Origin of the sequence: Acinetobacter gyllenbergii, from assembly GCF_001682515.1 — a bacterium.
Lineage (GTDB): Bacteria > Pseudomonadota > Gammaproteobacteria > Pseudomonadales > Moraxellaceae > Acinetobacter > Acinetobacter gyllenbergii.
The window spans coordinates 474,517-492,605 of record NZ_KV575262.1 but is presented as its reverse complement, the minus strand read 5'-3'; the positions used below and the strand labels follow the sequence as shown (position 1 = coordinate 492,605).

19 protein-coding genes are annotated in these 18,089 nt (G+C 39.7%); 13 read left to right on the top strand and 6 right to left on the bottom strand.

Features of this window, described 5'->3' with window-relative positions; genetic code table 11:
• Positions 1 to 498: 498 nt before the first annotated feature.
• Positions 499 to 2,844, top strand: a complete 2,346-nt coding sequence (locus NG55_RS08360; protein WP_065342987.1) for a TonB-dependent hemoglobin/transferrin/lactoferrin family receptor — start codon at positions 499 to 501, stop codon at positions 2,842 to 2,844.
• Between the two features lie 215 nt (positions 2,845 to 3,059).
• Positions 3,060 to 3,344, top strand: a complete 285-nt coding sequence (locus tag NG55_RS08355) for a hypothetical protein (protein ID WP_016660374.1) — start codon at positions 3,060 to 3,062, stop codon at positions 3,342 to 3,344.
• 62 nt (positions 3,345 to 3,406) lie between these two features.
• Here the strand turns inward: NG55_RS08355 and NG55_RS08350 are convergent, their stop codons facing one another.
• Complete coding sequence (locus tag NG55_RS08350; protein ID WP_032860530.1) at positions 3,407 to 4,333, bottom strand: LysR family transcriptional regulator; 927 nt, start codon at positions 4,331 to 4,333, stop codon at positions 3,407 to 3,409.
• Positions 4,334 to 4,451: 118 nt separating this feature from the next.
• On the opposite strand from NG55_RS08350, the gene NG55_RS08345 reads away from it, so the two are divergent.
• The 4 genes from NG55_RS08345 to NG55_RS08330 all read left to right on the top strand — a co-directional run bounded on the left by NG55_RS08345 (position 4,452) and on the right by NG55_RS08330 (position 7,731).
• Positions 4,452 to 5,432: an MBL fold metallo-hydrolase gene (locus NG55_RS08345; RefSeq protein ID WP_065342986.1), complete on the top strand. Its 981-nt coding sequence runs from the start codon at positions 4,452 to 4,454 to the stop codon at positions 5,430 to 5,432.
• Between the two features lie 175 nt (positions 5,433 to 5,607).
• A complete protein-coding gene (locus tag NG55_RS08340) occupies positions 5,608 to 6,501 on the top strand; it encodes a LysR family transcriptional regulator (protein WP_023270128.1) in 894 nt (297 codons plus the stop codon).
• Between the two features lie 138 nt (positions 6,502 to 6,639).
• The gene (locus NG55_RS08335; protein WP_016660372.1) at positions 6,640 to 6,969 is read left to right on the top strand and encodes a hypothetical protein; all 330 of its coding nucleotides are present in this window, start codon (positions 6,640 to 6,642) and stop codon (positions 6,967 to 6,969) included.
• A gap of 132 nt (positions 6,970 to 7,101) precedes the next feature.
• Positions 7,102 to 7,731 carry a methyltransferase domain-containing protein gene (locus NG55_RS08330; RefSeq protein WP_065342985.1) on the top strand — a complete coding sequence of 210 codons (630 nt, stop codon included), beginning with the start codon at positions 7,102 to 7,104 and terminating at the stop codon, positions 7,729 to 7,731.
• Positions 7,732 to 7,800: 69 nt separating this feature from the next.
• On the opposite strand, the gene NG55_RS08325 is transcribed toward NG55_RS08330, so the two are convergent.
• Positions 7,801 to 8,700, bottom strand: coding sequence for an alpha/beta hydrolase (locus NG55_RS08325; RefSeq protein ID WP_065342984.1), 900 nt, complete (start codon positions 8,698 to 8,700; stop codon positions 7,801 to 7,803).
• Between the two features lie 19 nt (positions 8,701 to 8,719).
• Positions 8,720 to 9,319: a Crp/Fnr family transcriptional regulator gene (locus NG55_RS08320; RefSeq protein WP_016540584.1), complete on the bottom strand. Its 600-nt coding sequence runs from the start codon at positions 9,317 to 9,319 to the stop codon at positions 8,720 to 8,722.
• Positions 9,320 to 9,658: 339 nt separating this feature from the next.
• Here NG55_RS08320 and NG55_RS08315 point away from each other — a divergent pair, with 339 nt between their 5' ends.
• Positions 9,659 to 9,886, top strand: a complete 228-nt coding sequence (locus tag NG55_RS08315; protein ID WP_065342983.1) for a hypothetical protein — start codon at positions 9,659 to 9,661, stop codon at positions 9,884 to 9,886.
• A 187-nt stretch (positions 9,887 to 10,073) separates the two neighbouring features.
• On the opposite strand, the gene NG55_RS08310 is transcribed toward NG55_RS08315, so the two are convergent.
• Positions 10,074 to 10,304 (bottom strand): hypothetical protein, encoded by a 231-nt coding sequence (locus tag NG55_RS08310; protein WP_004652770.1) that lies wholly within the window; start codon positions 10,302 to 10,304, stop codon positions 10,074 to 10,076.
• A 291-nt stretch (positions 10,305 to 10,595) separates the two neighbouring features.
• On the opposite strand from NG55_RS08310, the gene NG55_RS08305 reads away from it, so the two are divergent.
• Positions 10,596 to 11,207 (top strand): LexA family protein, encoded by a 612-nt coding sequence (locus tag NG55_RS08305; RefSeq protein WP_016540586.1) that lies wholly within the window; start codon positions 10,596 to 10,598, stop codon positions 11,205 to 11,207.
• 4 nt (positions 11,208 to 11,211) lie between these two features.
• The gene (locus NG55_RS08300) at positions 11,212 to 12,510 is read left to right on the top strand and encodes a Y-family DNA polymerase (protein WP_065342982.1); all 1,299 of its coding nucleotides are present in this window, start codon (positions 11,212 to 11,214) and stop codon (positions 12,508 to 12,510) included.
• Between the two features lie 16 nt (positions 12,511 to 12,526).
• On the opposite strand, the gene NG55_RS08295 is transcribed toward NG55_RS08300, so the two are convergent.
• Positions 12,527 to 13,435 (bottom strand): LysR substrate-binding domain-containing protein, encoded by a 909-nt coding sequence (locus NG55_RS08295; RefSeq protein ID WP_065342981.1) that lies wholly within the window; start codon positions 13,433 to 13,435, stop codon positions 12,527 to 12,529.
• A 99-nt stretch (positions 13,436 to 13,534) separates the two neighbouring features.
• On the opposite strand from NG55_RS08295, the gene NG55_RS08290 reads away from it, so the two are divergent.
• The gene (locus NG55_RS08290) at positions 13,535 to 14,131 is read left to right on the top strand and encodes an NAD(P)H-dependent oxidoreductase (protein ID WP_016540596.1); all 597 of its coding nucleotides are present in this window, start codon (positions 13,535 to 13,537) and stop codon (positions 14,129 to 14,131) included.
• 160 nt (positions 14,132 to 14,291) lie between these two features.
• Here NG55_RS08290 and NG55_RS08285 read toward each other — a convergent pair whose 3' ends face one another.
• Complete coding sequence (locus NG55_RS08285) at positions 14,292 to 15,392, bottom strand: MBL fold metallo-hydrolase (protein ID WP_065342980.1); 1,101 nt, start codon at positions 15,390 to 15,392, stop codon at positions 14,292 to 14,294.
• A gap of 261 nt (positions 15,393 to 15,653) precedes the next feature.
• On the opposite strand from NG55_RS08285, the gene NG55_RS08280 reads away from it, so the two are divergent.
• The 3 genes from NG55_RS08280 (at position 15,654) to NG55_RS08270 (ending at position 17,982) form a co-directional block, all read left to right on the top strand.
• Positions 15,654 to 16,301 (top strand): hypothetical protein, encoded by a 648-nt coding sequence (locus NG55_RS08280; RefSeq protein WP_065342979.1) that lies wholly within the window; start codon positions 15,654 to 15,656, stop codon positions 16,299 to 16,301.
• Positions 16,302 to 16,317: 16 nt separating this feature from the next.
• Entirely contained in the window at positions 16,318 to 17,283 is a 966-nt protein-coding gene (locus NG55_RS08275) for a 2-hydroxyacid dehydrogenase (protein WP_065342978.1), read from the top strand.
• Between the two features lie 111 nt (positions 17,284 to 17,394).
• Entirely contained in the window at positions 17,395 to 17,982 is a 588-nt protein-coding gene (locus NG55_RS08270) for a 1-acyl-sn-glycerol-3-phosphate acyltransferase (protein ID WP_016540601.1), read from the top strand.
• The last annotated feature ends 107 nt before the right edge of the window (positions 17,983 to 18,089 follow it).

The following is an 18,089-nucleotide window of genomic DNA, read 5'->3' as shown; positions in this document are numbered from 1 at the left end:
TCTGGGTGGTACGATCTTAAGCCATCTAGCCAATAGTTGTCCCAATACACAGCTTATTGACTATATATCAAGATCATCATAAATGGGGCATGGATCAAATTCTGAGAATATTCAACTTACACTGCAATGATTGAAACAGCAACAATTGCAATACAATACAAATCCGAGTGTTTTTGGGATGTCTTAAAAATTTTATCCACCCATTTACATTTGCACAAATGTAAATGATAATCAATATTATTTGTGGTGTTTTACTGAATTGAATGAGATATGTTGCCTCAATCCTCCTAGACAGCAGTTGATTCATTGTCGTTAACCACATGACGGTGTTTTGCTGCTGTTGAACTCCAGCCAATTAGGTTTGCAGTCACAATGATTTGGCGTATGCTGCAACGCTTTATTGAATCTCGATTTTTATTATTTTTTATATGGTTAAAGCGTCGATTATTTTAGCACCTGATTTAGGTTGCCGATGCTTTTGATCTTCTGGTGAAGTTTATGCCCCAATCTCTCCCTCAAACAAAGGTGATTAAGCCTCTTGTAATGGCTATTGCTTTATCTATGTATACCTTGACTATGCCTGTCTATGCAGATAATACCAAGGTTGTTTTGGCCGATAGCGTCACAAAAGTACCGATCGTACAAGAAACATTATCTAAGACCAATGCGCAAAATCAAATTTATCAAATGACACCAATTGTCGTGCAGGCGGATAAGGACGATACCATCCAGTTTGGTCAGAGTGTCTTAAATCAAAAAGCGATTGATCGTTATCAAGCCAACAATGTAGCACAATTACTCGACAACATGCCGAGTGTGGGTTCTGCTGGCTCACCTCGGCCAGGTGGACAAACCATTAATATCTTAGGGATGGGAGGTGTTGAGGATGTTCCCATTACCTTAGATGATTCGGTCAAAAGTTTTGATAAATATCGTCAAGGTTCAGTCTTTATTGAACCTGAACTGTTAAAGAAGATTACAGTCGATAAAGGTCCACATAATGTTGAGGTAGGAAATGGTGGCTTTGGAGGAAAGGTCACTTTAGAAACTAAAGATGCGACTGATTTATTGACCAACGATAAAAATATCGGCGCTTTCTTTAAATATTCACGGTTTTCCAATAATTCTCAAAATACCTATACCGGTGCTGTGTATGGAAAGAGTGAAAATGGTGTCGTTGATGGGATGTTTTACTATACCAATCGAGATAGTGGCGATGTTCAACGCCCTGACGGCAGCAAGTTTTTGTATTCTGCACAGCAGCAGGATACTTATTTGGCTAAACTCAATTTTCATCCGACAGACAGCCAAAAAATTAGTTTGAATGCAATGCAAAGTGGGCATAAGGGCTGGGAACCTTTTGCGGCAATGCGAGATCAAGATGCAGTTCCAACAGAAGCAGATATTAAAAAATATGGATATGAGGAAGCATGGAAACGGCGTTTGGTCTATCGTGATCAAAACGATAGCAGCTATTCGGTTGGATATGAATTAAACCCTGAATCAAACCCGTATGTAAATTTGAAGGCAACAGCATCTTATTCAAAGACCGATCAGCATGATCAAAGATTACCAAGTGTGAGTGGGTCAGCGGCAACATTGGGCAATGAAAGTTGGGTGACCTATACCAATACCGCATTTAAACTCAGTAATATTAGTGATATTGCGACTACCTATGGGGCACATAAATTAAAGGTTGGGGCGCAATATCAAAAGATGGAGCAGAACTCACTCATTTACGATAAGAACAACGCTAAAAAACCAGACTATAACTTTGGTTATTATGAACCAAATTATATGCCTTCAGGCAAACAGCAAATGTTGAGTGCATTTGTAGAAGATCAATACCAGATCAATAGTTTCACGATTACACCATCGCTTCGCTATGATCATATTACCAATACCGGCAATCCAAACCGAGCATCACGTTATAATGATCCAAGTGCAGGGCATGATTATTCAAGCAAAACCTACACGGGTTGGTCGCCACGTTTAGCTTTGGCTTGGAAGCAGGCCGATTATCTCACTTGGTTTGCCAATATCAGTAAAACATGGCGTGCCCCCCGTGTTGACGAGCAATATTATGTGCAATCGGCAATAACCTCTGTGCCATCAACCAGTCGTTATTTATTGCCTGAAAAAATGTTGGCGATCCGCCTTGGTAATGAAATGAACTTTGATGATGTTTTTGCAGAGCAAGACCACTTACAAGTTCGTTTGACCTATCATCATAATCGGGGGGGTGATGAAATTTTCCGAAACAGATCAACCTTCTGTAAGGCACAAGCGGAAAACAATGCCAATGGCGGAAATGGCAGTATTAATGATTGTAATGGAAACTATAAGCATGGCTTTTATCGTAATGTCACTGACTATACTATCAAAGCCTATGAGGCCGAGATTTTCTACAATCAGCCAACTTGGTTCACAGGTTTAACCTATTCTTATATTCGTGGTCAACGTGACAATTCACCTGTAAATCCCTGGTTTGAACAAAAAACATGGATGACAGATATCCCTCCGAAAAAGGCAACAGCGACCTTAGGTGTGAATGTACCTGAACATCATTTAACCATGGGCTGGCGAGGAATCTTTGTGGCTAAACAGGATCGTAGCTTGTCTGATAACGATAAATCGATTGCAGCATCCTCTTTTTCTTTACCCAAAACCAAGGGGTATTCGCTACATGGTGTTTATGCGGATTGGCAACCTATTGGTGAAAAAGGTCCAACTTTAAATTTTTCAATCGATAATCTATTTAATCGAGACTATAAAATGTATTTAGGTGAATATATGACTGGTACCGGTCGCGATTATAAGCTCAGTATTTCACAGCGATTCTAGTGGTGCTGAAGTGTCGTATTTATAGCTTTTATCCAGAGCAAGTACAGATGTGAGGGGTATCTAAGCATCTGTACTTATACTGAAGAATATAAGCCTGTCCTAATATGAATAAATATTTAAATTTTCACGAAATGATAATTTTTTAATGCTTTGCTGTTAATTTTTTGCTGGCTGCTTTTTATACAATAAGGGGAGCTTTTTGCAGAGCATTGATAATGAAAAAGTGGATTTGCTTGACCTGTGGAAAGTACAAAAAGATTGTTCCAGAGCATTTGAAAACAGGGCAAATTGTTTGCTTTTATCAGTTTAAAATTGATGCAGAAGAAATTCAGAAAATAATCAAACATGGCATTATCTTAAAACGGAAAAACAAAATTCTAACCATATTGGATGATGGAGAAATTTTCTATTTACTTGATCGGGATGTATATCCTATCGATGCACCTGTTTACTTTATTTATAATATGTTCGGCAAGTGTCGGTGTCTATATGAACAGTAATAATATTTTGATATTAAAGAAGTTATTTTATTGCTGGATGGTTGTATTTTAAAATGAACCATTTAGTTGCTCAATGCAGGATTTAGTTTATGCCGTAGCCGTGGAATTGAAAAATCTAAAAAGAGCTTGGTTGCTAATAAAATATTTTCCCGTGTTGGAATAAGTGCATTCACTAAAGACGCTTGAGGTGACCATGCAGAATCAGCTTTAAAGACATTTACAAATTGGCCAGACTCTAGTTCATTGGCACATAAATACCAGGGCAGAACCGCAACCCCCATGCCTTGTTGCACAGCCGATTTGAGTACCGACATATTGCCACAACTGATATAAGGCTCGAGTAGTACTGTATTTAAGTCATTATTTTGACTGGTGAATATTTGGGAGATCAGGTTCATTTGCACACTTAAAGCAATGAAATTTAACTGTTTGAGTTGTTCTGGCGACTCAATTTTTTCTTTATCCCTCATATAATTCTGACTGGCAACCAGTACCATCGGTAAATCGCAGACTGGACGAATAATTAAGCTCGAATCATTGAGAAGTTTGGAGGAAATTCGAAAAACTAGATCGACTTGTGCGCTGATTAAATCAATATTGTGATCTGATGTGTTAATGATCAGGCGGATCTTAGGATATTGACGCAAAAACGAATCAAGAATAGGCAGCAATGCTTCTTGAGCAAAAGTAGAAGAGCAACCCACTCTTAATGTCCCTTTAGGGTCACCTGCAAGATCGGTTGCAACGGCAAAAGCATTTTGTGCGGCTTGCTTTAATGCTTTTGCATGAATATAGACTTCTTCTCCAGCAGGGGTAAGAACAACATTTCGTGTATTGCGATGTAATAAGCGGACGCCAATTCTATTTTCCAGTTCTGAAATATGTCGACTGAGTTTAGAGCGCTGTAGACCCAAATTACGTGCCGCAGCTGAAAACCCTGCGTGTTCGACTACCTCTGCAAATAATAACAGATCATCAAGTTTTTGCATGGCGGCCCAGCCCATTATTGTTGCTAATTTTAGGACAGTATATTGCGGATTTTGTGGGTTTTGTCCGGGGGCTGAACTTGTTAGATTGGTCTCCGTGAAATCTATGCAGGGGTTGTCGATGGGTACGTTTAAAAATCAAAGAATTAGGGCATTTCTGAGCAATAAGTTTTTTGTAGCATTATTGCTGTCATTGCCTTTCAATTCTGTTTTTGCGACAGATAATGGGATTGTTGTAGATCAATCGATCTATCAGAATCGTGCTGTATTAGCGGATTTTACGGCAGCGTCCTGCCCAGATAATCCAAGAAGTTTAACGCAAGTCAAAGGCAATCTGTATCGACATACTACGGGTGCAGGCTTGGCTGTACATAGCGGTTTAGTTTTGATCACCAGAGAAGGTGCTTTGGTCATTGATCCAGCGATGACCTGTACATCAACATGGCTAAAAGATGAAATCAAGAAACGTTTTGATGTGCCTGTAAAATATGTGGTCTATACCCATGCCCATGCAGACCATATTAGTGGTGGGCAAGTCTTTAAAGCAGATGGGGCAACCATTATCGCCAATCAACGTAGTCTTGAACCGATTGTTGGGGAAAAATTAGCCACTGCATTGCCTGATCGAGTGTTTGATCAAGACATGAAGATTAGTCTAGGGGGCGAGGACGTGTTATTACATTACGTTGCACCTAGCCATTCAGACAGTATGGTCATGGTACTTTTTCCTAAATACAAAGCTTTGCAATGTACTGATGTGTGTGAAAGTAAGAGCATGCCATACAATGATTTTTTAGATTTCTATTACACAGGTTGGATTGATACCTTGGATTGGGTAATCAAGCAAGATGTCGATTTTATTGATGTTGGACACTATAGCCCTGCCACACGTGAAGATCAGATCGCATTGCGCCATTACATTGTCGATTTACATCAACAAGTTTTAGACTTGGTTCGCGCAGGACAGTCGTGGGATCAGCTTTATCGTAATGTCAAATTCGGCCCAGATGTTCAGGACTGGATTGGTTTTAGTACGATGAAAATACCGAATATTCAAGGCATGTATCGTTGGGTAACCAATCATCGTCGAGGGAATTGGTAGTCCATATTATCGGATAAAAAAGAGGGGGAGCTTTCTGCTGAGTTTATATCGAGCCTGATAATTTCGTATGAAACGTAAATGTATACGGAGCATCATAGTGAAATGCAAAGCCAGTGATGAAAGAGTTTCTAAGTGATTTAGAACGGGTCTAATGAATAGGTAGAAGAGTATTACGGTGTTAGAAATTAAAGATTTAGAAACGTTTATATATGCTGTTGAAAACTCTTCTTTAACTGTAACTTCAGAAAAGTTAGGTATTGATCAATCTACTGTAACTAAACGTATTAATAATATTGAGAAAAAACTAAAAGGAAAGCTGTTTAATCGAAAAAGCAGACCTTTACAACTCACGCATTTGGGAGAGCAAGTCTACTTTAAAGGTCGTTATATCCTTGAGCAAATGGAACAATTAGAGTATTTTCATCAGCAAGAGGTCCTTCCAAAACAAGAAAAAATCAATATCGGGGTTCCAATTACCTTGGTGGATGATCTCTCAGAGTATATTTATGAAAGGTATAAGCACGACCATTATTTAACCAGTGTTGAAATACAAAGCGGTTGGGGGCGAAGTCTGATTCAGCAAGTCGCGGAGAGTGAGTTGCCGCTTGCAATTGTAATGATTCCTTCCAATCTTAATCTTTCTAGTCATTTATTTTTCTTGAATATTGGGACTTTACCTTTAGTTGTGGTTTCAGTCAGAAGTGGCGTTAAAGAACATACCAGTTTGGAGCGATGCAGTAGGAAAGGTTGGGTGATCCACCCTGAAGGATGCTGCTTTAGGGAGTGCTTAAATAAAGAACTAAAAGAACGAAAGTTGTTCCTATATGCAAATAAAGAAATTTTTGGGATAGAACCGCAGTTACACAGTATTTTAAATGGAGATGGTTTGGGGATTTTCCCAAAGCCTTTTATTGATCAGCACCCTGCATTTAACTCGGATCTCGAAATTGTGGCGGTCGAAGATTTTAATGTCAGTTTAAACGTAGGGATTGTTTATGCTGATCGACGCTATTTAAATGAGGTGAATTATTTTGCACGAATTTTAAGTGAGCGCTATTTTAGTGAATAAAATCGATATCAATTAAATCTGTTATTTCAGGGAGAATAGTGTCAATTTTGCATAGTTCTACGGAAAATTAAAATCTCCAAGTTTATGCTAACGTGCTAATATAATGCATTAAAATTAAAAAATTACTCGGGCATAAGCATGAGAAGAACACTATGTTTGATGTCAATTCTGATGGCATCAACGCTCATTTGGGCCACTGATATGCCCGTAGACGTGAATGGAGAGCAAGGTGCTTCAAAAAATCCCTTGCCAGAAAAAAGTAAGCCTTCACTGATTAAGCAGTCGACTAAAAAAGCAGATATTGATGAGGAGGTTGATACACAAGCCTTAAAACTTGGTGGGATTCATCGTCGAGATGATGCCAGACAATACTTAGAGTTAAAAAATCAAGTTGAACAACGTACTGAGCAAGTGGATGATAAAACCCAAAACCAGAAAGAAGTATCCAGTGTAATGACTCAGAAATAGTTTTTATTTGATCTATTAGGACAAATCGCTACGGTTGCTATCGTTTAGCTCAGGCCAGTGCAATAATCATAAGATGACCGTTACCATTGAGTTGATGGCTAGCTATTTGATCAGTGCTGAGAAGGAACTCAAATGAGCAGAAATTATTGGGAAGATGTTTATCAATCGAAACAGGTTGATCAAGTGAGTTGGTATCAGCAACAAGATCAGAAAACATTAGAACTAATCCAATCTCAGAATCTATCAGCTGATGCAAAAATTATTGATGTTGGAAGCGGTGCATCACTGCTCATTGATCAGCTGATCGAGTCGGGTTATAAAAATCTGCATGTGCTTGATCTATCTGAAACCGCATTGAAGACAACACAAGCAAGATTAATAGAGAAGAGTTTAGAGAGTAGCCAAATTCATTGGTTGGTTGCAGATATTTGTACAGCTGAACTTGCGCCTCAGTTTTTTGATGTGTGGCACGATCGAGCAGTATTTCATTTTATGGTGACAGAAGAACAGCAAGCGCAATATCTAAAGAATGTACGGCATGCCTTGAAGCAAAAGGGACTTTTGATGATTTCTGCCTTTGCCGAAGATGGTCCAACACAGTGTAGTGGCTTGCCTGTAGAACGCTATAGTGTGGAAAAGTTAGCGCAGAGACTTGGTGAGGACTTTGGGCTAATTCATTACGAAAGCTCAATTCATTTAACACCTTGGGACACTAAGCAAAATTTTATTCATACGATGTGGCTGTTTAAAGAACAGAAGTGAATCGAGAATAGTTTGAGCTGTTCGCAGTTGTATTTATTTATAAGCAAACGCTCGGTTACTCGTTTGCTTTCAACTCTGATCTAACCATTTTCCAGCCTCGATCAATGCATTTCTACTCTCTGGAACAAATGGAATTTGTGGCCATGCATGCCACATTCCGGTCCAAATTGATAAGGTGATTGAAACATTGGCAGCCTTCGCTCTTTTTGCAAATTCACGACTATCATCAAGTAAAACCTCCCGAGAACCGACCTGTACCAGTAGCGGTGGAAGGCCTGTAAAATCAGCATATAACGGTGATAATAATGGATCATTCCGGAGATGGTCTTTGGCATAATGTCTTGCAAAATCCCGTTCCAAAAAATAGGTGCCCAGAAAAGGATCGCGTTTATCTTGTCTAGCATGACTCAATGAGCTTAAGGTCAGGTCTAACCAAGGCGATTGTAAGTAGATTTTTTTAGGTATGTTGAGCTGTTTATCTCTTAGAATGACACTCAACGCTAAGGCTAAGTTTCCACCTGCAGAGTCTCCTGCAAGTAAAATTTCATGCGCTGGAAATTTGTCGGATAAACTTTGCCATGCCAACAAGACATCTTCTAGTGCTGCTGGGTAGGGATGTTCTGGAGCTAAACGATAATCTGGTAAATAGGCAAATTCTGCTTTAGCAAGTTTGCATAAGGTGCCGACGTAGGCACGATAACTGTGTGGGCTACCGATAACGAAACCACCGCCATGAATATAAAATAAAATACGGCCTTTGACTTTATTCGTTGATTGATTGTGAATGCTAAGGATAGGCAAGTTTTCGATATGGCTATGTTCAAAGCTTAACTGATTGGGTATCGGAACAATGCTGGTCCCTTGTTCGAAGATTCTCCGCATCAATTTGGTATTATTGGGATGTAATAATAATAATTTTTTTTGCCAACCAAATAATGTGATCGCGGTATATGCTCTTAAACTCACCATGCTTTAAGCCCTAAATAGATTAGTCCGAAAATTTCTTTTTGATTCGTGATAGTGACTCTGCTTCGATCCCTAAATACGAGGCCAAATGATATTGAGCCACTTGGTCGACAATCCACGGTTCATTCATCAGCACCCAGTGATATCTCTGTTCTGCATTGGCCGTGAGCAGCATGGCTTCCCGTTGTTCATTGCGTATGAATAATTCTTTTGCAACTCGACCAATAAATAGTTCAACTTCTGTTGGATATTTTTCTCTGAGTGACTCAACCAGCTTAATAGGGATTTTATATAGCCGGACATTACCTAAGGCCTGAATACTAAAAGGAAGCGCTTGAGAGGTTAAGTATGCACTTAATGAACCAATAAGCTGACCTTGGGTAAAGAAGGCTTTATTTCGTTCTTTACCATCCAACATGGTGTAATAGTAGCGGACTCTCCCAGAGCTAATGATGCTGAATCCATCGACATTCTGACCTGCATATGCAATTAGCTCTCCATCATTAAATTCTTGGTATTCAAGATGATGCATGACATGATTCAATAATTCTTGATTGGATATAAGATATTTGAAAATGGTATTACTCACAATTTCAATATCTTGATGTGTTCGTGTCGTCATAATTGATCTGGTATTGGCTACTAAATGCTAAGGTACTCATTTTGATATGAGCATCTTGTAAATAGCTGCAAATTTCATTGATAAATGTTAAGCAGCGTATTCATTTCAGATGTCTGGCAAAGAAACCAGAATGAATTATTTTGATACGTTTTTCAGTGAACTGTAACCGTTAGGTTAAATAAATATTAACGAAATTTATAATTTTAGAGTCAACTTCAACGACTTAGAGTCTAAAAAAATAAAAAGATAATACTTATAACTCTTGTTACAACCATTTAGTCGACAATTTATCGAAAATTTCCCATAGTCCTATGAACTATAGATATTGGGAGAACTGTTATGGATAAGATTACAGTCATCGTCAAGGATCAAGAAGAAAATGAATCGATCGTCGTTGCACAGCTCAATGATTTAGAAGACCAAGATATTCCTTTTTTTAAACGGGTTGAACATATTGAAGTAGAAGGAAATATCATTTTTCCAAATATTGACTTACTTTTTGAAAGCGATACTGATGGAAAAATTTATAAGCTAGTTGCACCTGTAAACGATAAAAGATTTATCTGAATTTAACCCGATGATTCAACCGTATAAAGGCCCACTGATGCGATCAAATAGGTGGGTTTTTATTTGTGAGCAATACCAGCTATTTGAAAACTGGTTAGATCACAGATAAAAAATAAAGAGCTTGTCTCTTCACAGTCATTGTACAAGCTCTTTTTATAGTAGGGTCATATTGAGTCGATATGTTTTATCAATGAATTGGGTTAAGCCCTTTAACAATGTCATTAAACTCTGAACCATTGAGCCAAAAAGATTTCTTTAAAAAAAGTGTGGTCATAATACTTTCTGCGGCTTCACTATTTTGGTTGTCACAAAATAGCCCGTAGCTATCACCTAAGACAGTATTGTTCTCGATTAGGCGAATAAAGAAAGCATGTTGTTCGTCAGCATAACCAAGAATAGCATCACGTCGATTGTTCATTTTTCATGTCTCCACATCAAAAATATTTGGATAGAACCTAACTGCTGAGAGATCAAATATATTCATGAGTTAGATCAATAACTTAATCATTTTAAATTTTTTAAAAAAATCATAAGTCATTCATTTAAAACATAAATATTGGTTTGCCCTACATCCTTGTCTAAGTGAAACAAGCCAAAATCTGATCTATGGAATTTATTGTTATGCAAAATTAATTGTACGTCAACTTGAATTTGTAACTTTTTCAAGTTAAATTATTTGCAGGTATTTTAAACTTGGGTGGGGGAAGTTATGTCCAAAAAAAATGAATTTGAGCATGGCGGTGCCAGAAGCAATGCAGGGCGCAAAGCACAATTTAGTGAACCAACCAAAGTGATTCGAGTGCCTGAGTCTCAAGTTGATTTCATCAAAAATTGGTTACTGAATAATGTCAAAACCGATGCACGTACAGATTTGACTACTTCGATGAAAATCCAAAATGTGCAAGCCAAGAATGATCGAATTTATCATATTCCATTGGCAACGGAACGAGTTGCTGCGGGTTTTCCGTCGCCTGCCCAAGATCATGTTGAACAAGCGCTCGATTTAAATGAGTTTTTAATTCGTAACGAAAACTCAACTTTTATTGTTAAAGCGAACTCGCTGTCGATGTTGGATGCTGGAATTGATATTGATGATCCTTTAGTGGTGGATCGTAGTCTTCCAGCCAAGTCTGGAGATATTGTGATTGCTTTGGTTGACAATGATTTTACCGTCAAACGCTTGATGGTTGATCATCATTTCAGTCCACCGAAAGTCTGGTTGAAAGCCGAAAATCCAGATTATCAGAATATTTATATTACAGAGGGGCAAGAGCTACTGATCTGGGGTGTTGTGACTTATAACCTGAAGCCAATGAGGTAAGCCAATGAGTCTGCCGCAACGTATTTTTGCTTTGATTGATGTGAATAACTGCTATGTCAGTTGCGAACGTGTGTTTAATCCAAAGTTGGAACAGCGTCCTGTGGTGGTCTTGTCAAATAACGATGGTTGTGTGGTTTCTCGTTCTTATGAGGCAAAAAAGCTTGGCATTCGAATGGCTGTGCCATTCTTCCAAATTGAAGAGATTATTCGACAACATCAGGTACAGGTCTTTTCCAGTAATTATGCCTTGTATGCGGAAATGTCACGCCGTTTTATGAACATTTTAGGGAGTTTTGTTGATCCGTGTGAACAGGAAGTGTATTCGATTGATGAATGCTTTTTAGAGCTGACGGCTTATCAGCACAGTTATGATTTAACTGAATATGCCCATCAAATTTTAGATACCGTTAAAAATTGGTTGGGATTGCCCTGTTGTATCGGGATCGGTTATTCCAAAACACAAGCCAAACTTGCCAATCATTTGGCCAAAACCCATCCCTGTTTTAATAGTGTCTGTAATATCGTGGCTGAAGACCCATGCGTGATTGAAGACTTATTGCTGCGGATACCCGCGGGCGAAGTGTGGGGCGTTGGGCGAAAGATTCGTCAGCGTTTGGAAAAAATGAATATTTGCTCGGTGATGGATTTAGTCCAAGCTGACCCGAAAATTCTAGGCAAGTATTTTTCTGTAGTGATGGAAAATACGGTGAAAGAATTACAGGGCATGGCCTGCTTAGAAATCGAGGATATTGTGACTGAGCGACGACAAGTGTTGAGTAGTCGTTCATTTGGCCAGCCGATTCAAGAGAAAAGTGATTTAAGTGGCGCACTGACTGAATTTAGTTTACGTGCCATAGAGCGCTTACGGCATCAGAAACTATTATGTAAGGCGGTTGGTGTCAGCATTCGAACCAATCGGTTTAACAAAGATCAATATTATCGACCTTATACGGTGGTGTATCTCTCTGACTACAGCGATGACCGTTTAGAGATTATCAAGGCGGTACAGCAGGGACTAGACCGTATTTATCAAGCAGGGCATCGCTATAAAAAAGCAGAAGTGATTTTGTTGGATATTATTCCACAACATAGTCATGCTGTTGATTTATTCCATGATACAGATGAGCTGCTTGCTCGACGAAAGCTTTCTGTGGCGTTTGATGATATTAATGAGAAATTTGGACGGGATACCATGACGTTGGGGCGATTAATCACACCTCATGGGCAGGCATGGCGTATGACTCAAAATCATAAATCACCGAGTTATTTGACTAACTGGGATCAAGTTTTGAAGGTTGGATAATGATTATAGATGGGGGTTAATTCACACTGAGCTGAGATGGGAATACCGCGACCAACAGATCAATCGCCAAACGGGTTTTTAGTGGCATGAAGGGCAGAGTGGGCCAAATGACATGGATTGGAAAGTCAACACTGGAGAAATTTGCCAAAACTTGAATTAAAGTTCCTTGCTGCAGTTCGTGATGAATTAGCCAATCGGGTAACCAGGCAATGCCATGATGTGAGAGGACGGTATTTTTAATCGCCTGCATATCATTCAACATCAATTTTGCTTGTGGTTTGATGATGTAGCTCTGTTTATGTGCATCTTGGAGATGCCATTTAGGTTGTTGTCCTGAATAAGGATAGGCAATCGTTGTATGCTGTTCTAGCTCATCAAGCTGATTTAAGCTACCTGACTTTTTAAGATATTCTGGTGTTGCACAGAGCAACATGCGGTGATCCCCCAGCTTTCTTGCAACCAAATGATTGCTATCTGGCAGTGCTCCAATCCGAATGGCCAAATCAAAGCCATCTTCAACGAGATCTACGGTGCGATCATTGAAGCAAAGCTCGACCTGCAAGTCTGGATGGCGCTGGGCAAGTTCAACCATCAGTGGTGCGACATAGAGCTGTCCAAATAGAACGGGCGCCGAAATTCTTAATAAGCCTGTCGCATTGATTTTACCTTGATCTAATAAGCTTTCAGCAGTATGGATTTCTTCGAGCGCACGATGGCTATGTTCATAAAATAGCGCACCTTCTGTGGTTAGGCTCAATGTGCGAGTGGTGCGTTTAAATAACGTGACACCTAAGCGCTCTTCTAAGCGAGCGATACTTTTACTGACCGCTGAACGGGTCAGATGGAGTTGTTCAGCTGCATTACTAAAGTTTCCAGCTTCAACCACTGTAACAAAGATTGAGATCGTACTGAGTTCAGTTTGCATTATTGTAGATTTTTAGGAATCAATTTACCGAAATAGTATCACTACTGGTGATTTAAATCTAATAGTAAGATAGCTTCATCAAAGATATGGAGAACAGACATGGCGAAAGTGTTGGTATTGAAATCAAGCATTATGGGTGATCAATCACAAACCAGTCGTTTAGTCGATGTATTTCTACAAGAGCGTGCTGAAAAAGGCTTGCAGGATGAGGTGATCATTCGTGATTTAGCAGCCCTCAATCTACCTGTACTAGATGCCGAGATTTTCCATGCCTTACGCGGCGCTGAAAATGTTGCTGCTCCAATTCAAAAGATTATCCAGCTATCAGATGAACTCATCGCTGAGCTGAAGGCTACCGATTTATTGCTGATTGGTGCGCCGATGTATAACCTGAATGTTCCGACACAGTTAAAAAACTGGTTCGATTTGGTCGCACGTGCCCGTCACACCTTCCGATATACCGAAACTTACCCGCAAGGTCTGGTTGAAAATGTGAAAGCCATTGTGATGACCAGTCGTGGTGGAATCCATTTGGGACAGGTGACGGATGCGGTAACGCCTTATCTTCAGTCTGTTTTAGGCCTGATGGGTATCCATCATGTGAGTTTTGTCTATGCGGAAGGGCTGGATATTCCTGCATTAAAGGTAGATGCATTAAAAGATGCGCATCTAAAAGCACAGCAGGTTGCTGTTTAAAACAACATCCCCTTACTACCGACTCTTGGTAGGATCGGACAAGCAGGGTGCCTGTTTGTCCGATTTTTTATGTTTAAATGACCACTTCCTATCTCGGGATTGTGTCCAGCCAATTAAAAAGCCTCATTGAAATGAGGCTGATATAAAAACCATGATTAAATTAGCGAATATTCTTCCACCATTGTTTAAACGGTTGCTGTTCATTATCCAGCTCAACCAATTCACCAATCATGGGGGTGGCGAGGCGATATTTCCTGCTTTTTGAATATTCAACAATGCGGGTAATCGGTTCATACCAGGCATGCTTGGCTAAACTGAATTTGGAATGATGTACGGGAATCATATTGCGTGCCTTCAGTTCTTCAGTGGCTTGAGCGACCTCATCAGGATGGCAATGCACCGAACGCCAAGCGGCATCGTATTGACCATTTTCCATCAGTGCCCAATCAAAGGGACCGTATTTCTGTCCAATCTCGATAAAGTGTTTGTCATAACCACCATCTCCAGTATAGAAAATCTTTTTATTGGGAGACTGAATCACGAAGGACACCCAAAGATTTTTGCCACCGTCAAAAGCCCGTCGTGAATCATGATGCGTGGTTTCGGTGATAATGCTAATGCCATCATCAAACTCGATTCGGTCACCCCAATCTCTTTCGATCAGCTTATCTTTAGGATAACCCCAGTACTCAAAATGTTCACCCACACCTAGACCAGTAATGACATATTTGACTTTATTCTTGAGTTTGAGCGTCGTTTCATAATCCAGATGGTCATAGTGATCATGTGAAATCAGTAGATAATCAATATTGGGTAAGTCTTCAACTGTATAGATATCAGTCCCTTTATAGGCACGGGTGCCCCAAGGGAACGGAGAGGCTTTACCGCTCATGACTGGATCAATCAAAAAGGTTTTACCATGCAGTTGCATGAATACGGATGAGTGCCCAAACCAGATGATGACATCCTGTTTGGGATCAAGAGCAAGTAGATTGGTTTTAATGGAGGGAATCGGATCAATTGGATCGCGATGAGGAATGGTTTTGATAAAGGTTTTGTAGAGTTCTACCGCAATACTAGAACCTTCACTCATGCCTGATTTTTCAATTAAATTTCGAAATTGGCCTTGGCGATAGTTGGGAGAACTTTTAATGACTTGTAGTCGTTCACCAGAAGGGATTTTACCGAATAGGGGTTGTTGGGTATATATGGCACTGCCAGCAATGAGCAGAACAACAGCGATAGCAAAAAGAATAAGCATAGAGAGCGTCAACCTTTTCATTTGAGCATTCGATACAACAGTAATAAAAACTAAAAGCGACAAAATGATGAAATATTGTCTAAAAGTCGATGAATGAGAACTTGTCTATTGTTATTGAATACTTGCTTAAACCAATGAGAATTGAATGTGTATTGATGTGATTGAGCAAAAGGAAGTCATTTAGCGGGGCTTGGTTTATGCTAGACTATGTATTGTTACAGTGTTGCAAGTCACTGTGAGTCAAGATAACGAGTAGGTAACATGATCGGGCAGCAAAGAAACATATTGGCAACTTTGGGAATTGATGTTTGGATTCCGAGAGAAGTGGTATGTCAAAAAAATACTGCACCGAGTTTATGGCGAGATCAAATTGTTGAAGAAACTTCACAGTCGCTGACACCGATATTAGATGTCGCACCAACCTCACAAGAAATTCAAATTGCACCCGTACAAACATTAGCGATCGCCGAAAAAGAAGCTCCTCAGCCTAAAGACATTATTGCAAAGCCTGCTGTTAAAGAAGTTGTTGCTGAAAAAGAACAAGTTGTGATTACAGCACAGATTCAAGCATTTGAACTACAAATGTATGTGCTGGAGAATTGCGCCATTTTATTAGCAAGTAGCCAGCTCAGCGATGCTCAACGCCAACTCTGGCAAAATATTCAAAAGGCAAAACTCGGGCAATATGCTGAATTGAAATGGCCATTTCCATTGGCTGCATTTCAAGAGAGCAGAGGATTGTCGTCTTATATCCAAGGTTTCCTGGATGCGACAGCAAATAACAAAAAAATATTATGCTTAGGTCAACTAGACTTTATTCAGCATTCCAATATATTACATTTAGCGAGTTTAGAAGAAATGCTGGCTCAACCTGTATTGAAAAAACGGTTGTGGCAGCTCATGCAATAAAAATCGGAATTTAATCATGAAGAAAGTCGTTGTATTCAGCCAAATAGATCAGGACGTCATAGCGCAGTTACAGCAAAATTATCAGGTGGTGGTACTCAATCCAAAACTTGGTGATATCAATGAGCAGATTCGAACCGAAGTGGTGGATGCTGATGCCATGATTGGTGCAGGGCGTTTACTCAATGAAAGTAACTTAGCGCCTGCACAAAAACTTAAAATTATTTCGACCGTGTCGGTTGGCTATGATAATTATGATGTCGATTATCTCAGTCAAAAGAAAATCTGGCTCGCCAATACGCCACACGTTTTAACGGAAACTACAGCAGATCTAGCTTTTAGCTTGTTACTGAGTGCCGCACGTAAGATTCCACAATTAGATGCTTGGACCAAGCAAGGGCAGTGGAAACGTACTGTTGCGACGGAACAATTTGGGGTGGATGTTTTCGGCAAAACCCTAGGCATTATTGGGCTGGGGCATATCGGAGCCGCCATTGCCCGTCGTGGTTTTTATGGTTTTAATATGAATATTTTGTACCATAACCGCCGCGAAAAGATTGAAGTAGCGCAAGCTTTCAATGCACAATATCGTGATTTAGACCAGTTATTGCAACAATCTGATTTTATTGTGGTTGCAGTCGATTTAAATAGTGAATCAAAAGCACTGATTGGTGCAGAACAGTTTGAGTTGATGAAAAAACATGCGGTCTTCGTCAATATTGCACGAGGATCTGTGGTCGATGAAAATGCTTTAATCGAAGCCTTACAACAACATAAAATTTTTGCTGCGGGATTGGATGTTTATGCCAAAGAACCGTTGCAAAGCTCTCCCTTATTTGAACTGGCAAATGCAGTCACCGTACCACATTTAGGTTCAGCGACAGCTGAAACACGCCAGAAAATGGTGAAGCTGGCTTATCAGAATTTGATTGATGCCTTAGAGGATCGTACACCTCGCTATTTAGTGAATCCGAAGTTTGAATAATTGCTTACAATGCTGACCATTTGATTGCTGCATTATTGTGCGGCTCCATCTTTTTAAGTTGATTAATATTGGTACACTTGCGCCCTTTGTGACTTCGTCTTGGGGTGTCTGGTGTTCGAGAAATTAGCTGAACAAAGTTTGGGTTTAATGGGCTGGGAAATTGACAATCATTGGGATTTAAATATTGACCAATGTGTGATGATTGCTGCCCCGCACACCAGTAATTGGGATGCACTCTATGCCCGTTTGGCATTGAAGGCTTTGGGTGTTAATGTTCGTCTCACCATCAAAGACAGTTATATGAAATTGCCATTTGGTCCTTTTGTGCGTGCCATGGGCGGTATCGGTATTGATCGTCGTGTCAAGCATGAAGGTCAAGAACGTCCAAGTATGGTTCAGTTGATGAGTGATTTATTTAAGACGCATCCAAAGTTGGTCATGTTGGTGACCCCAGAAGGGACGCGTGCTAAACAAGAACAATGGAAAACCGGTTTTTATCATGTCGCAATAACAGCGGGTGTGCCGATTGCGCTCGCGTATATGGACTATGCCAAGAAAAAAACAGGTGTAGGAAAAATTGTTTATCCTACAGGGGATTATGAAAAGGATATGACCGAGATCATGTCTTTTTATGCCACGATCAATGCGAAATTCCCAGAGAAATTTAGTGTAGATCAGCGTTACGTCGCGGCAGAGTAATTCATTCACTTGCAAAAATCATAAAGTCAGGCAGGATTTTCCTGCCTTTTATAACACTTTGTTGCAAATTTCTCCTTTTTTCAATGCTATATTAAATTTCTTTATTA

Coding starts and splice junctions, on each gene's coding strand:
- NG55_RS08315 (WP_065342983.1), top strand. CDS start 9,659: ATGGATAAGATTACAGTCATCGTCAAGGATCAAGAAGAAAATGAATCG.
- NG55_RS08310 (WP_004652770.1), bottom strand. CDS start 10,304: ATGAACAATCGACGTGATGCTATTCTTGGTTATGCTGACGAACAACAT.
- NG55_RS08295 (WP_065342981.1), bottom strand. CDS start 13,435: ATGCAAACTGAACTCAGTACGATCTCAATCTTTGTTACAGTGGTTGAA.
- NG55_RS08300 (WP_065342982.1), top strand. CDS start 11,212: ATGAGTCTGCCGCAACGTATTTTTGCTTTGATTGATGTGAATAACTGC.
- NG55_RS08325 (WP_065342984.1), bottom strand. CDS start 8,700: ATGGTGAGTTTAAGAGCATATACCGCGATCACATTATTTGGTTGGCAA.
- NG55_RS08345 (WP_065342986.1), top strand. CDS start 4,452: ATGGGTACGTTTAAAAATCAAAGAATTAGGGCATTTCTGAGCAATAAG.
- NG55_RS08320 (WP_016540584.1), bottom strand. CDS start 9,319: ATGACGACACGAACACATCAAGATATTGAAATTGTGAGTAATACCATT.
- NG55_RS08290 (WP_016540596.1), top strand. CDS start 13,535: ATGGCGAAAGTGTTGGTATTGAAATCAAGCATTATGGGTGATCAATCA.
- NG55_RS08330 (WP_065342985.1), top strand. CDS start 7,102: ATGAGCAGAAATTATTGGGAAGATGTTTATCAATCGAAACAGGTTGAT.
- NG55_RS08275 (WP_065342978.1), top strand. CDS start 16,318: ATGAAGAAAGTCGTTGTATTCAGCCAAATAGATCAGGACGTCATAGCG.
- NG55_RS08280 (WP_065342979.1), top strand. CDS start 15,654: ATGATCGGGCAGCAAAGAAACATATTGGCAACTTTGGGAATTGATGTT.
- NG55_RS08355 (WP_016660374.1), top strand. CDS start 3,060: ATGAAAAAGTGGATTTGCTTGACCTGTGGAAAGTACAAAAAGATTGTT.
- NG55_RS08360 (WP_065342987.1), top strand. CDS start 499: ATGCCCCAATCTCTCCCTCAAACAAAGGTGATTAAGCCTCTTGTAATG.
- NG55_RS08335 (WP_016660372.1), top strand. CDS start 6,640: ATGAGAAGAACACTATGTTTGATGTCAATTCTGATGGCATCAACGCTC.
- NG55_RS08285 (WP_065342980.1), bottom strand. CDS start 15,392: ATGCTTATTCTTTTTGCTATCGCTGTTGTTCTGCTCATTGCTGGCAGT.
- NG55_RS08305 (WP_016540586.1), top strand. CDS start 10,596: ATGTCCAAAAAAAATGAATTTGAGCATGGCGGTGCCAGAAGCAATGCA.
- NG55_RS08350 (WP_032860530.1), bottom strand. CDS start 4,333: ATGCAAAAACTTGATGATCTGTTATTATTTGCAGAGGTAGTCGAACAC.